The 14,737-nt window shown below is 59.6% G+C and carries 12 protein-coding genes; 7 read left to right on the top strand and 5 right to left on the bottom strand.

What is annotated here, in order from left to right; all coding sequences use genetic code 11:
* Nucleotides 1-127: 127 nt before the first annotated feature.
* The 4 genes from puuE to FTO60_RS12315 all read left to right on the top strand — a co-directional run bounded on the left by puuE (nucleotide 128) and on the right by FTO60_RS12315 (nucleotide 4,623).
* Complete coding sequence (gene puuE / locus FTO60_RS12330) at nucleotides 128-1,540, top strand: allantoinase PuuE (protein WP_148056238.1); 1,413 nt, start codon at nucleotides 128-130, stop codon at nucleotides 1,538-1,540.
* A complete protein-coding gene (locus FTO60_RS12325; protein ID WP_148056237.1) occupies nucleotides 1,537-2,031 on the top strand; it encodes an ureidoglycolate lyase in 495 nt (164 codons plus the stop codon). The genes puuE and FTO60_RS12325 overlap by 4 nt, the downstream gene beginning before the upstream one ends.
* Nucleotides 2,032-2,076: 45 nt before the next feature.
* The gene (locus FTO60_RS12320; protein ID WP_148056236.1) at nucleotides 2,077-3,591 is read left to right on the top strand and encodes a uracil-xanthine permease family protein; all 1,515 of its coding nucleotides are present in this window, start codon (nucleotides 2,077-2,079) and stop codon (nucleotides 3,589-3,591) included.
* A gap of 204 nt (nucleotides 3,592-3,795) precedes the next feature.
* Complete coding sequence (locus FTO60_RS12315) at nucleotides 3,796-4,623, top strand: SDR family NAD(P)-dependent oxidoreductase (RefSeq protein ID WP_172623882.1); 828 nt, start codon at nucleotides 3,796-3,798, stop codon at nucleotides 4,621-4,623.
* A gap of 171 nt (nucleotides 4,624-4,794) precedes the next feature.
* On the opposite strand, the gene bhcD is transcribed toward FTO60_RS12315, so the two are convergent.
* The 4 genes from bhcD to bhcA all read right to left on the bottom strand — a co-directional run bounded on the left by bhcD (nucleotide 4,795) and on the right by bhcA (nucleotide 9,255).
* Complete coding sequence (bhcD, locus tag FTO60_RS12310; RefSeq protein ID WP_148056234.1) at nucleotides 4,795-5,760, bottom strand: iminosuccinate reductase BhcD; 966 nt, start codon at nucleotides 5,758-5,760, stop codon at nucleotides 4,795-4,797.
* A 127-nt stretch (nucleotides 5,761-5,887) separates the two neighbouring features.
* Nucleotides 5,888-7,051, bottom strand: a complete 1,164-nt coding sequence (gene bhcC, locus FTO60_RS12305; RefSeq protein WP_148056233.1) for a 3-hydroxy-D-aspartate aldolase BhcC — start codon at nucleotides 7,049-7,051, stop codon at nucleotides 5,888-5,890.
* Nucleotides 7,052-7,111: 60 nt separating this feature from the next.
* Nucleotides 7,112-8,065, bottom strand: a complete 954-nt coding sequence (gene bhcB, locus FTO60_RS12300) for a beta-hydroxyaspartate dehydratase BhcB (RefSeq protein WP_148056232.1) — start codon at nucleotides 8,063-8,065, stop codon at nucleotides 7,112-7,114.
* On the bottom strand, nucleotides 8,065-9,255 hold the full coding sequence (gene bhcA / locus FTO60_RS12295; RefSeq protein WP_148056231.1) for an L-aspartate--glyoxylate aminotransferase BhcA: 1,191 nt from the start codon (nucleotides 9,253-9,255) through the stop codon (nucleotides 8,065-8,067). Before bhcA ends, bhcB begins: the two co-directional genes overlap by 1 nt.
* A gap of 173 nt (nucleotides 9,256-9,428) precedes the next feature.
* On the opposite strand from bhcA, the gene bhcR reads away from it, so the two are divergent.
* On the top strand, nucleotides 9,429-10,253 hold the full coding sequence (gene bhcR, locus FTO60_RS12290; RefSeq protein WP_148056230.1) for an HTH-type transcriptional regulator BhcR: 825 nt from the start codon (nucleotides 9,429-9,431) through the stop codon (nucleotides 10,251-10,253).
* Here the strand turns inward: bhcR and FTO60_RS12285 are convergent.
* Nucleotides 10,250-11,074 (bottom strand): bifunctional allantoicase/(S)-ureidoglycine aminohydrolase, encoded by an 825-nt coding sequence (locus FTO60_RS12285; RefSeq protein WP_148056229.1) that lies wholly within the window; start codon nucleotides 11,072-11,074, stop codon nucleotides 10,250-10,252. The two genes, bhcR and FTO60_RS12285, sit on opposite strands and share 4 nt — an antisense overlap.
* Nucleotides 11,075-11,381: 307 nt before the next feature.
* On the opposite strand from FTO60_RS12285, the gene ileS reads away from it, so the two are divergent.
* Nucleotides 11,382-14,312, top strand: a complete 2,931-nt coding sequence (gene ileS / locus FTO60_RS12280; RefSeq protein ID WP_148056228.1) for an isoleucine--tRNA ligase — start codon at nucleotides 11,382-11,384, stop codon at nucleotides 14,310-14,312.
* A complete protein-coding gene (locus FTO60_RS12275; protein WP_148056227.1) occupies nucleotides 14,299-14,715 on the top strand; it encodes a PaaI family thioesterase in 417 nt (138 codons plus the stop codon). Before ileS ends, FTO60_RS12275 begins: the two co-directional genes overlap by 14 nt.
* Nucleotides 14,716-14,737: the final 22 nt, after the last annotated feature.

Here is a 14,737-nt window from a genome sequence, read left to right as displayed (position 1 = left end):
TGATCTTATAGGCAGACATGGGCTCGCTGTGCAAAGAATGGGCTGCAATAGGCTCTTTATCGGATTATTTGAAAAACAACGAGATTGTTTTGATCTATCACTATGACAACGACGAAGGGACATTTCCGTGAACCGCTATCCCCGTGACATGACCGGATATGGAGCCACCCCTCCTGCGCCCAACTGGCCCGGTGGTGCGAAAATCGCCGTTCAAATCGTGCTAAACTACGAAGAAGGCGGGGAAAACAATATCCTGCATGGCGATCCCGCCTCGGAGGCATTTCTGTCGGAAATCACCGGTGCTGCGCCCTGGACCGGACTGCGTCACTGGAACATGGAATCGATTTACGAATATGGCGCGCGCGCCGGATTCTGGCGCCTGCATCGGATGCTGTCTGACTTGCCCGTCACTGTGTATGGCGTGGCGACTGCTCTTGCCCGCGCGCCCGAACAGGTCGCGGCGATGAAATCCGCGGGGTGGGAAATCGCCAGCCACGGCTTGAAATGGGTCGAACACAAGGAGATGCCCGCCGATGAGGAACGTGCCCAGATCGCCGAGGCGATCCGCCTGCATACCGAGGTTATCGGGCAAGCGCCGCGCGGCTGGTATACGGGCCGCTGTTCCAATAATACCGTCGATCTGGCGGCTGAAACGGGGCAGTTCGCCTATGTCGCGGACAGCTACGCCGATGATCTGCCCTACTGGGTGCGGGCCGGTGGCCGTGATCAGTTGATCGTGCCCTACACGATGGATTGCAACGACATGCGGTTCGCCATTCAGGCCGGTTTCACCACTGGCGACCAGTTCGAGAGTTATCTCAAGGACAGTTTCGACACCCTTTACGCTGAAGGTGAGGCGGGCGCGCCCAAGATGTTGTCAATCGGCCTGCACTGCCGTCTGATTGGCCGTCCGGGGCGCGCCGCCGCCCTGCGCCGCGCGATTGAACATTTCAAGTCCCATGATGGGGTCTGGTTTGCCACCCGATTGCAGATCGCCGAACACTGGGCCAGGGAACACCCCGCGACGACGCAGATCCGCCCCTCGGAAATGGACTGCGACACCTTTGTGGCGGAATTTGGCGGTATCTTTGAACACAGCCCGTGGATTGCGAAAGGCGCACATGCGCTGGAACTGGGGCCGACCCACGACACCGCGACTGGCGTGCACAGCGCCTTGGCCCGCGTGTTCCGCGCGGCCAGCCAAGAGCAGCGCCTTGGCGTTCTGACAGCCCACCCCGATCTGGCGGGCAAGCTGGCGGCGGCGGGCAAGCTGACCGCCGAAAGCACGTCCGAGCAGGCAGGCGCGGGGCTGGATATGCTCACCGATGGTGAACGCGAGACCTTTCAGGCCCTTAATGCGCAATACGTTGCGCGCCACGGGTTTCCATTCATCATCGCCGTGCGTGATTATGACAAAACGTCGATTCTGGCCGCCTTTCACCAGCGTATCGAAAACGACCGCGCCACCGAGTTTGCCGAGGCCTGCAAACAGGTGGAACGCATCGCCGAGTTGCGCCTGATCGAAAAGCTGGGCAGATGAGCAAGGTGATCACCATCCAGCCGCTGACGGCCAAGGCATTCGCCCCCTTCGGCGATGTGCTTGATGCCGCAGGCGCGCCGGACAAGATGATCAATGCGGGGATGTGCGGGCGCTATCATGACCGCGCCACGCTGGATTTCAGCGATGGCAAGGCGGGCATCAGCCTGTTTCACGCACAAACCCGCCCCTTTCCGATCACGCTGGATATGGTCGAACGTCACCCGGCGGGCAGTCAGGCGTTTGTGCCGATGACGCAGCATCCCTTTGTGGTGGTCGTTGCACCCGACGCAGGCGGCACACCGGGAACGCCGCTGGCCTTTATGGCAGCGCCCGGCCAGGGCGTGAACTATTTTCGCGGCACATGGCACGGCGTCCTGAGCCCGCTTCATGAACCGGGGTTGTTTGCCGTGATTGACCGGATTGGCGCAGGCGCAAACCTCGAGGAACATTTTTTCACGACCCCGTTCACCATCGTGGACGGCAATAACTAGCCAGCAAAAAGACTGGCCAAACGTATCAACAGGAAGGGACTGAAAATGACTGATACATCCATCGGGACAGCGGAGCAGCTTCGCGACCCAAACTATACACCGGCGCTTCACCGCGCCATTCCACTGGGCATCCAGCACGTGCTGGCGATGTTCGTTTCCAACGTCACACCGGCGATCATCGTCGCAGGTGCGGCCGGTTTCGGGTTCGGATCAGGGTCGCCTGATTTCCCCGAACTGCTTTATCTGATCCAGATGTCGATGCTGTTTGCCGGTATCGCAACGCTGTTTCAGACAATCGGGGCCGGCCCCGTTGGTGCGCGTCTCCCCATCGTGCAGGGGACATCCTTTGCCTTCCTGCCGATCATGATTCCGCTGGTGGCAGGCAAGGGTGTGGATGGGCTTGCGGCGCTGTTCACGGGCGTGATCATCGGCGGTATCTTCCACGCTTTCATCGGCACGGTCATCGGCAAGATCCGTTTTGCCCTGCCGCCCCTGGTAACAGGCCTGATCGTGACGATGATTGGTCTCGCACTTGTGCGCGTAGGTATCCAATATGCCGCTGGCGGGGTTCCCGATGCTGACGCTCATGCACTCGAGCAAGCCAAAGCCTTGATCATGCGTGAAGTTGATGGTGTCTCGGGACTAAACATGTCCGAAACGCCATTGTCTTATGGCTCGCTGCTGAATTGGTCGGCCGCACTCATCGTGATCATCGTAACATTGGGCCTAAAGTTTTTCACGCGCGGTATGCTGGCGATTTCCGCTGTTCTGATTGGTTTGGTCGTTGGCTACATCTATGCATTAGCCATCGGCATGATCAGCTTTGGCGGTGATTTCGGCATCGCGGCAAGCTGGAACAATGCAGCCGCCTTCGCACTGCCACAGCCGTTCAAATATGGGTTTGAATTGTCTGCCGCCGCGATCATCGGTTTTTGTCTGATGGCGTTTGTATCGGCGATTGAAACCGTGGGCGATGTGTCTGGTATCACCAAGGGTGGTGCGGGCCGCGAGGCAACCGATACCGAAATTCAGGGCGCGACCTATGCTGACGGTGTCGGCACGGCAGTGGCCGGTATTTTTGGCGGTTTTCCGAACACATCCTTTAGCCAGAACGTTGGTCTGATCGCCATGACCGGCGTGATGTCACGCCATGTGGTGACCTTTGGGGCGATCTTTTTGATCATCTGTGGCCTGATCCCCAAGGTTGGCAGCGTCATCCGAACCGTCCCCATCGAAGTGCTGGGCGGAGGTGTGATCGTGATGTTCGGTATGGTTGTCGCCGCCGGTATCTCGATGCTGTCGGACGTGAACTGGAATCGCCGCAACATGGTGATCTTTGCGGTCGCCCTGTCTGTCGGTCTTGGTCTCCAGCTTGAACCGGGAGCGGTGCAATATCTGCCTGAATGGCTCAAGGTGCTGGCCGTGTCCGGCCTGCTGCCTTCGGCCCTGATCGCGATTGTGCTGAACTTGGTCCTGCCCGAGGAACTGTCTGATGAATCCGTCGAGGAAGTCTCCGGCGGCCTTGCCGGTCACGGCCAAGGGTCGTTGCCTCACGACTAGGCGGGCGCCAACAAGACGAAAAGCCCCCGGTCAGAAAACTGGCGGGGGCTTTTTGTTGCGGCTCGTTTTACCAGGCGCCGGGAGTTTAGGGGTGTGATCTCAGGGCTTCGCTGCCGTTTGCCCATTCAGATCCCAAAGTCCTTGATGCCTCAGGTGGTTCGTATAGCTGTTGGTGCGATGAACGTATCAGCAAGAGGCGCAGACATGCATCCACTCAAAGGGAGAGTCGCGTTGGTCACGGGCGCGTCAGCGCCGCACGGGATTGGTCGCGCCATCGCTCTTCGGCTTGCGCAAGACGGTGCGGCGGTGGTTGTGACAGACATTGCCGGAAACGTGGATATCGACGGAAAACCAGTGCAGCGAGCAGAGCTGCTGCAAGGTGTCGTGTCAGAAATCTCGGGCGCAGGCGGCACGGCATTTTCCGCGCTTTTGGATGTCACAAATGCCGATGATATCCAGACCGCAATCGGGCAGGCGATCGCAAAGTTCGGGAAGCTGAATATCGCCGTCAATAACGCGGGATCACTCGCGGGTTCGGACAGTTTCCTATCCACGACGCCTGAACAGTGGCGATCAAGCTTTGATGTCAATTTGCTCGGCCCGATGATGGTTTCCCAAGCCGTGATTCCGCAGATGCGTGACATCGGCGGCGGTCGGATTATCAACATCGGGTCGACGGCTAGTCTGGGGGCCGAGCCGGGCTTTGGCGCTTACACGACAATGAAACACGGGCTGGTTGGCCTGACAAAAACGCTCGCGGCTGAGTTCGGGCCGGACGGCATTTTATGCAACACAGTCTGCCCCGGTTATATCGCGACAGACATGCATACCGCAGCAAACACGCGCTTGGCGGCTGAACGTGGCATATCGGTCGCGCAAATGAAAAGCGAACGATACGCGAATGTCGCCCTCAGGGATGCAGGCCTACCCGAAGATGTGGCCAATGCAGTTGCGTATCTTGCCGGGCCGCAAGCGAATTACGTCACAGGCATAAACCTTTCGGTCACTGGGGGTGTTCCGTTTGGCATTTGATCATGGCGGCTTGGTCGTTTGGACGCTGGGCAGTCGTCAGCTGGCAAGCCGTTGCGAAGAGCGAAATAGACTACCAGATCGGCGGGCCACAATGCATGTCCGCCTGATCTGGCATACATCGCCACATTGATCTGGGCATCGAAAAACATAGCGTGTCATCGCGCCAGAAACCTAAAAATCGACCTCGATCGCGATCCCCTGCGCCACGGCCAGTTCCACCACGGATGCGGCCACGGCAAGGTCTTGCAGCCCCACGCCCGTGCCATCAAACAGCGTGATTTCATCGTCGGATGTGCGCCCCGCGTGGGTGGCGTTGATCACCTCGCCGATCTGGTGCACGTCGCTTTCCTTGATCAGCCCTTGGGCCACGGCGTGCTGTGCCTCGCCGATGCTGATTGATTGGGCGACTTCGTCGGTAAAGACGGTGGCGCGGGCCAGCAGCGCGGCTTCGACCTCTTGCTTGCCTTTGGTGTCGGTGCCCATGCAGGCGATGTGGGTGCCTGGCGATATGTGGTCGGCCATCACCGTGGGCGCGAACGTCGAGGTGATTGAAATGATCACATCCGCCTCGGTCATGCGCTCCAGCTCCACGGCCTCGAAGGGCACGCCCGCCTCGGCCGCAACCTTGGCGATATTTGGCAGCATTTCAGGGTGGTAATTCCAGCCGATGACCTTGTCGAAATCGCGCTGTTCCAGGGCGGCGCGCAGTTGGAACGTGGCCTGATGACCGGCCCCGATCATACCCATCACCTTGGCGTCCTTGCGGGCCAGATGCTTGATTGACACCGATGATGCAGCAGCGGTGCGCAGGGCCGTCAGGTAGTTGCCGCCGACCATTGCCGCAACCTTGCCGGTGTCGGGATCGAACAGGAAAACCGTGGACTGATGGTTAATCAATCCGCGCTTTTCCAGATTGTGCGGCCAATAGCCCCCCGCCTTGAGGCCCAGCGTCATCCCTTTGCCGTCAAACCCGCCTTTGAAGCCATAAAGGGCATCCTCGTGGCCAATCGCCTCGCGGATGACGGGAAAGTTGTAGGCCTCGCCTGCGGCCATAGCGGCAAAGACCCTTTCGACGGCATCAAAGGATGCGGCGCGGGTCAGCAGGTCGGCGATTTCGCGTTCGGGGACGATGAGCATTGGGGTGGTTCCTTGGGTTGCGATTAGGGCAGTCGCGCCCCGGACTTGATCCGGGGCCTCGTCATGTTGCAGAGGTCCCGGCGCGAAGGCCGGGACGTGAGGTGTGGTTTATTCCCCACTCCCTTGGTCAATAGGCTTTGCCACGAGCCGATACAGGCCAGACTGTTTCAACCTTGCCGTCGCGCACACCGACATACCAATCATGCACGTTGCAGGTCGGGTCGCAGTGGCCGGGCACCAGTTTCAGCTTGTCGTTCACGTTCAGCGCGCCTTTTGGGTCCATCACCACGCCGTGTTCGTCCGAACATTTGACGTATTCCACGTCATCGCGGCCATAAACGGTGGGCAGACCGCTATCGACCGACTGCGCCTTGAGGCCCGCATCGACAATGGCCTTGTCCGCCTTGGCGTGGGACATCACGGTGGTCAGGATGAACAGCGCATTTTCCCATTCGCCCTGATCAATCCGGTTGCCGTCCTTATCAAGAATCCGGCCATAGTCAGCATCCATGAAGGCATAGGAGCCGCACTGGAGTTCGTTGAAAACCCCTGAATTGCTTTCGAAATAATACGACCCCGTGCCGCCGCCACCGACGATATCGCAGTCCAGCCCGTTCGCCTTTAGCCCGGCTATCGCATCCTTGACCATGTCGATGGCGACTTGGGTTTTCTCCTGTCGGTCATCATAGGTGTCCAGGTGCTGCATTGCGCCCTGATAGGCCTGAATGCCCGCAAACTTCAGACCTTGGGCGGTGTCGATCATCTTGGCGATGGTCACGACGTCCTGGGTCGAGGTCACGCCGCAGCGGCTCGCGCCACAGTCGATTTCCACCAGCGCTTCGATCTGGGTGCCGTGCTTTTGGGCGGCGGCAGACAGATCGGCGACATTGGCGGGGTCATCGACACAGACCAGAACACGCGCGCCCAGTTTAGGCATCCGCGCCAGACGGTCGATCTTGGCCGGGTCTGTCACCTGATTGGAGACCATGACATCCTTGATGCCACCGCGCGCGAAAACTTCGGCTTCGGACACCTTTTGGCAACAGACACCGCAGGCGCCGCCGAGGCTTTCCTGTAGCTTTGCCACATCAACGGACTTGTGCATCTTGCCGTGCACGCGGTGGCGCATCCCGTGTGATCTGGCGTAATCACCCATCTTCTTGATGTTGCGCTCAAGCGCGTCAAGATCCAGCACAAGCGCTGGTGTCTGGATATCGGCTGCGTCCATGCCCGGTTTGGCGGGGATGTCATAGCCGACCTCAAAGTCTTCAAAATTCGGGTGCTTGGTCATGGTGTTTCCTTGGCAGGGTGGGTTGAAGCCCACGTTACGGATTGTGCGGTAAGGTGGGTCTTAACCCACGTTCCAAGGCAGGCGATCCAGATCGACATTCCCGCCAGTGATGATGATGCCGACGCGCTTGCCCGCGAACCGGTCCTTGTTCTTGAGGATCGTTGCCAGCGGCACAGCACTGCTGGGTTCCATGACGATGCGCAGGTGTTTCCACGTCAGCTTCATCGCCTCAACGATTTCGCTTTCCGAAGCCGTCAGGATATCGGTCACATGGTTTGACACGAAATGCCACGTCAGCTCTTTCAGCGGCACCAGCAAACCATCGGCAATCGTCTTGGGCGCATCGTCGGCGATGATATGGCCCGCCTTGAAGCTGCGATAGGCGTCGTCGGCCTGTTCCGGTTCGGCGGCGATGATCTGCACGTCGGGTGCCTGATGCGATAGCGTCAGACAGGTGCCGGAAATCATTCCCCCGCCACCGATCGGCGCAACGACGATATCAAGCCCGTCGGTCTGTTCCATGAACTCGCGCGCGCAGGTGCCTTGGCCGGCGATCACGCGCGGATCATTGTAGGGATGTACGAAATCACCCCCCGTTTCGGCCTGCACCCTCGCAAATGCCGCCTCGCGCGAGCTGGTCGAGGGCGCGCATTCGGTGATCACCCCGCCATAGCGCGCGACGGTGTCTTTCTTGGCATGCGGCGCGGTGCTGGGCATGACCACGTTGCACGGGATCCCCCGCAGTTTGGCGGCATAGGACAGGCAGGATGCGTGATTGCCCGACGAATGGGTCGCCACGCCGCGTTTTGCCTGTTCATCATCCAGTCCGAAGACAGCGTTTGACGCGCCGCGCACCTTGAACGCGCCCGGTTCCTGAAAGTTCTCGCACTTGAAGAACAGTTCTGCGCCGGTCACCTCGTTCAGATAGTCAGAGGTGCGCACCGGCGTGCGGCGGATATGCGGCTTGATGCGGTCGTGCGCATCCAGCATGTCCTGATATGTCGGGATATACATCACGCGGCGGCCTTTTTGCCTGCACCTGATCCGTGGCGGTAAAACTCCTGCGCCGCCGCAACACCGGACCCCAGTTTGATGTCCAGCCCCAGATCGACCATGACCATTTCGGCCACGCCGAGGCCCGACAGCATCATTGCATCCGTAAGGCTGCCCAAGTGGCCGATGCGAAACACCTTGCCTGCTACCTCGCCCAAGCCCACACCAAAGGCCATGCCGTATTTTTCAGCGGCGACGGTGACAATATCGGTGGCATTGAAGCCTTCGGGCGTTCTGATGGCTGACACAGAGTCGGAATAGACCTCGGGTGAGACCGCGCAAAGCTCAAGCCCCCACGCCTGCACTGCGTGGCGCACGCCGGTGGCGATCCGGGTGTGGCGGGCAAAGACGTTTTCCAGCCCCTCGGCCTCGATCAGTTCAATCGCGCGTTTGAGGCCGTTCATCAGCCCGACCGGGGGCGTGTAGGGAAAGGCGTTGTTGTCATAACCTTTTTGCATGTCTTTGACGTCGAAAAATGTGCGCGGCAAGGTCGCGGTTTCGGTGGCTTTCATCGCCTTGTCGGAAAACCCGACGATGGCCAGACCCGCGGGCAACATGAACCCTTTTTGCGAGCCGGTCACGGCGACATCCACGCCCCATTCATCCATGCGGAAATCCATCGACCCGATGGAGGACACGCCATCAACGAACAGCAGGGCAGGGTGGCCTGTCGCGTCCAGCGCGCGGCGCACGGCGGCGATGTCGGATTTCACACCGGTCGCCGTTTCGTTGTGAGTGGCCAGCACGACCTTGATGGTGTGGGCCTTGTCGGCCTTGAGGATGGTTTCATACTGGTCGGCGGGCAACCCGTGCCCCCACGCCGTCTCCACAACCTGCACGTCCAGCCCGTGACGCTGGCACATGTCGATCCAGCGGTGGCTGAACATGCCGTTGCGCGCCGCCAGCACCTTGTCACCTGCGTTCAGGCAGTTTGACAGCGCCGTTTCCCAGCCACCCGTGCCGGTCGATGGAAAGATGAACACATGTGCCGAAGTTGATTTCAACACGCGACGCACGCCCTCCAGACAGGGATGCAGGATCCTGCCGAATACCGGCGAGCGGTGGTCGATCGTTGGCATGTAACAGGCCTGACGGATTGTTTCGGGCATATTTGTCGGGCCGGGAATGAATACAGGGTTCTGAAAGCTCATGTCGGTCTCCTGGACTGGTTAAACAAAGTCTAGGGGGTCACTGCGCGAAAGGAAATTTTTTTGAAATTGTTTTTCATTTTTTGAGATGATATAAAAATACAATGATCTCAGTGGTTTGATTTTTTCAAACTGTGAAACTTGTTTTCAATTTGCAGAGGGGGCAGTTGATTGTCATGGCAGATAGTCCGAAATCAGAGCCGCGGCGCGCCCGTGGTCGCCCGCGCGACTGGGACGATAAGACAGCCCAGAACACCATCAAATCGCTGGACCGCGCGATGGAGGTGTTTGAATACCTGAGTGAGGATCAGGGCAAGGCGCTGAGCACACTGGCCGATGAAATGGGTCAGTCGCCCGCAACGGTTTATCGAATCCTTGTGACGCTTGAAGGGCGGGGACTGGTTGAATTTGATGCGGCCGCGCAGGTCTGGCACATCGGTGCGCGCGCCTTCGTGATCGGTGCGCGCTTCCTGCGCCGGAGCAGTCTGGTCGAACGCGCCCGCCCGATCCTGCGCGACCTGATGGAGGCGACCGGCGAAACCGCCAATATCGCGGTAGCACAGGGGGATATGGTGCTGTTCGTGAGCCAGGTCGAAACCCACGAAACGATCCGCGCATTTTTCCCGCCCGGCACGCTATCACCGATGCATGCCTCGGGCATCGGCAAAGCTTTGCTGGCGCAGATGGAAGAGGCGCGGCTGACACGCACCCTCGCCGCGCCGATGGAACAGTTCACGCCACGCACGCTGGTCGACCCTGGCGCCCTGCGCGCGGATCTGGCCCTGATCCGCACCCGTGGATATGCGATCGATGGCGAAGAAAAAAACCTTGGGATGCGCTGTATCGCCGCCCCCGTTTTTGATGTGAACCAAGAGGCGGTGGCAGGCATTTCCGTGTCCGGCCCGATCAGTCGCGTTGGCCCCGATGACGTTACCAGCCTTGGCGCCTATGTGATCACCGCCGCGCAAAGGCTGACGCAGGCCATCGGCGGCGCGGCTTAGCGGCGGGGCAATGTCATGTGCCGGTTCACGTCCTTGTAAAGCAGATAGCGGAACGGCCCCGGCCCGCCCGCATAACAGGCCTGCGGGCAAAAGGCGCGCAACCACATGTAATCGCCCGCTTCGACCTCGACCCAGTCGGTATTGAGCCGATAGGCGGCCTTGCCTTCAAGCACATACAGCCCGTGTTCCATCACGTGCGTTTCCAGAAACGGGATCACCGCACCCGGTTGCAGGGTCACGATGGTGACGTGCATGTCATGGCGCAGGTCGGTCGGGTCAACGAAACGGGTCGTTGCCCATTTGCCATCTGTGTCGGGCATCACGGTCGGGGTGATATCGTTCTCGTTGGCGATGATCACCTCGGGGGTGCCCAGGCCCGGCACGGGGTCATAGGCCTTGCGGACCCAGTGAAAGCGCAGCATTGCGTCTGTTTCGTTGTGCAGTGTCCAATCGGTCGCGGGGGGCAGGAAGGCATAGCCGCCTTCGGTCAGCGTGTGCGTCTGCCCATCAACCGTCAGACTGGCACAGCCTTCGACGATAAACAGCACACCTTCGGCACCGGAGTCCGCTTCGGGTTGGTCCGATCCGCCACCGGGCGCGACCTCCATGATGTATTGCGAAAACGTCTCGGCAAAGCCGCTGAGGGGGCGGGCGATCACCCAAAGGCGGGTCTTGTCCCAGAATGGCAGAAAACTGGTGACGATATCGCGCATCGTCCCCTTGGGGATTACCGCGTAGGCCTCGGTGAATATCGCGCGGTCGGTCAGCAACTGCGTTTGCGGCGGATGGCCACCGGTTGGGGCGAAATACTTGGCCGACATCACGAATTCCTATGACTGGTAATGTGTTACACTATGTGGGCCATTGCACTGCGCTGACCACCCGCAAACGCAGGACAGCACCTTTTGGGATGTTTTGATAATCGGGCACTGGGCGCGCAGTGTCGTGCCTGCGCGGTCTTTACCCCGCGACCTTGCAGGCCTATAAGCCCGCCATGCGTTATGGTTTTGCCATCATCCAGCGAATTATTACCCCGGCACTCTGACATGAGGTGCCGGGCCAAGGTGTTTGAGATATCGCACCGCCCCCATCCGTATTTTTCCAAGATCAAGACAAAGGACGCCTGAAATGTGCGCCGACACCCCTGAATACAAAGACACCCTGCACCTGCCCAAGACTGATTTCCCGATGCGCGCTGGCCTGCCCAAGCGCGAGCCTGAGTGGCTGGAACGCTGGGCCAATCTGGATGTTTACGCCAAGCTGCGCGAGAAGGCCCGCGCACAGACCCGCCCGCCCTTTACGCTGCATGATGGCCCACCCTATGCCAACGGCCATTTGCACATCGGCCACGCGCTGAACAAAATCCTGAAAGACATGGTCGTGCGAAGCCAACAGATGATGGGCCGTGACGCGCGCTATATCCCCGGCTGGGATTGTCACGGTCTGCCGATTGAATGGAAGATCGAGGAGAAATATCGCGAAAAGGGTCTGGATAAGGACGCTGTCGATGTTGTGGAGTTCCGTCAGGAATGTCGCGATTTTGCGAGCGGTTGGGTCGATATCCAGCGCGAGGAATTCAAGCGGTTGGGCGTCACCGGTAACTGGGACGATCCGTATCTGACGATGAATTTCCACGCCGAACGAGTGATTGCCGAGGAATTCCAGAAGTTTCTGATGAACGGGACGTTGTATCAGGGCAGTAAACCCGTGATGTGGTCGCCCGTCGAAGAAACTGCACTGGCCGAGGCCGAGGTGGAGTATCATGACAAGGAAAGCTTCACGATCTGGGTGAAGTTTGCGGTTGTGTCTGATGGTGAACTGTCCGGTGCCAACGTCGTGATCTGGACCACCACGCCGTGGACAATTCCGTCAAACAAGGCGGTGGTGTATGGTGAAAACTACGCTTACGGCCTTTACGAAGTCACTGACACGCCTGACCAATGTTGGGCCGAAAAAGGCGAGCGTTTCTTGTTGGCCGACAAGCTGGCAGCGGACGTATTCGCCAAGGCGCGCCTTGAAGACGGCATGTGGAAACGTGTGCGCGATGTGAGCGCTGATGAACTGTCTGGCCTGTCCTTGCAGCACCCCCTTGCTGGTGCCGAAGGCGGGAATGGCGAATGGGATGATCTGCGCGATTTCCGTGCCGCTGATTTCGTCACCGACGAAGAAGGCACCGGTTTCGTTCACTGCGCGCCAAGCCACGGGATGGAGGAATTCGAGCTTTACCGTGACCTTGGCATGCTGGCCGATGTCATCACCTATAACGTCATGGACGATGGCACCTTCCGCGAAGACCTGCCGTTCTTTGGTGGCAAACGCATCCTGCGCGAAAAGGCCAAGAAAGGTGATTGGGAAGGCGATGCAAACGCCGCCGTGATCGCCAAGCTGGCCGAGGTGGGCGGGCTTCTGGCGCGTGGCAAGATCAAGCACAGCTACCCCCATAGCTGGCGCTCCAAGGCGCCGATCATCTATCGCAACACGCCGCAATGGTTCGCCGCCATCGACAAAACCGTGGGCGACGGCCAAGACACCTATGGCACGACGATCCGCGAACGCGCCCTGCGCAGCATCGACGAGTTGGTGACATGGACGCCGGAAAAGGGCCGCAACCGCCTGTTTTCCATGATCGAAGCGCGCCCCGATTGGGTGCTGTCCCGTCAGCGCGCCTGGGGTGTACCGCTGACCTCTTTTACCAAGGTGGGTGCAAAGCCGACCGACGACGATTTCCTGCTGCGTAATGCCGAGGTCAACGCGCGTATCGTCGATGCGTTTGAAGTCGAAGGTGCAGATGCCTGGTATAAGGAAGGCGCGAAGGCACGCTTCCTTGATGGGGTCGTGAACCCTGATGACTACGATCAGGTCATGGATATTCTGGATGTGTGGTTTGATAGCGGATCGACACACGCTTTCACCCTGCGCGACCGCGAAGACGGGTCCGAGGACGGGTTGGCCGACCTGTATCTGGAAGGCACCGACCAACACCGTGGCTGGTTCCATTCATCGATGTTGCAAGGCTGCGGCACGATGGGCCGCGCGCCCTATCGCGGTGTGCTGACCCACGGGTTCACGCTTGATGAGAAGGGCATGAAGATGTCCAAATCCATCGGCAATACCATCGTGCCCGAAAAGATCGTGCAGCAATATGGCGCGGATATCCTGCGCCTTTGGGTGGCCCAAACCGATTATACCAACGACCAGCGGATCGGTGATGAAATCCTGAAAGGGACCGCCGACAGCTACCGCCGTTTGCGCAACACGATGCGTTACATGCTGGGGTCGCTGGCGGATTTTTCCGAGGCCGACCGCGTCGAACCCGCCGATATGCCGGAACTGGAGCGTCTGATCCTGCATCGCCTGTCCGAACTCGACGAGGTCGTGCGCAAGGGCTATGCAAAATACGATTTTCAGGGTGTGTTCCGTGCCGTGTTTGAATTTGCCACGCTGGACCTTTCGGCGTTCTATTTCGATATCCGCAAGGATGCGCTTTATTGTGATGGCAACACCGAGCGCCGCCGCGCTGCGCGCACGGTGCTTGATATCCTGTTTCACCGGCTGACGACCTGGCTTGCGCCCGTGCTGGTGTTCACGATGGAAGAAGTCTGGCTCGAACGGTTCCCGGGCGATGACAGCAGTGTGCATCTGGTCGATATCCCCGAAACGCCTGCCGCGTGGCGTGACGATGCGCTGGCCGCGAAATGGGCAACGATCCGGCGCGTGCGCCGCGTGGTGACGGCCGCATTGGAAGTGCAGCGTCAGGACAAGGTGATCGGGGCCAGCCTCGAAGCGGCACCCGTCGTGCATGTGGGCGCCGACGAAGCGGCGATCCTGCGCACCGTCGCCTTTGACGATCTGTGCATCACCAGCGCGATTTCCGTCACCGCCGATCCGGCCCCCGCCGAGGCGTTCCGCCTGCCCGAGGTGGACGGCATCGGCGTGGTGTTTGAAAAGGCCGCTGGCGAAAAATGCCAACGCTGCTGGAAAATCCTGCCCGATGTGGGCACGCACGCCCACGCCGGAGTGTGCGGGCGTTGCGACGAGGCGTTGAATGACACCGCGTAACGACAATTGGAAAGCCCGCTGCGAGGCGGGCTTTTACGATCAGACGGTGATGAAAACGCTGGGCGTGACAATCGTCAGCCTTGCCCCGGGCCGCGTTACGCTGGCGATGCTGTTTCGCGCGGATTTCACCCAACACCACGGCTTTCTGCACGCGGGCACTGTCACCACCGTATTGGACAGTGCCTGTGGCTTTGCGGCGTTTACCCTCATGGCTGCTGATGCAGAGGTGCTCACGATTGAATTCAAATCCAACTTCATTGCCCCCGCCAAGGGCAAGCTGTTTCGCTTTGAGGGCGAGGTGGTGAAATCGGGCCGCACGATCACGGTGACGCAGGGACGCGCTTTTGCTGATGACGTGCTGATCTCGACCATGCAGGCAACAATGATGGCGGCAAGCCTTTGATCTAAAGCGCGTGAAACGGATT

The sequence above is a fragment of the Octadecabacter sp. SW4 genome (assembly GCF_008065155.1).
Lineage (GTDB): Bacteria > Pseudomonadota > Alphaproteobacteria > Rhodobacterales > Rhodobacteraceae > SW4.
The sequence above is the reverse complement of the archived record's forward strand: the minus strand, read 5'-3'. Positions and strand labels throughout refer to the sequence as shown.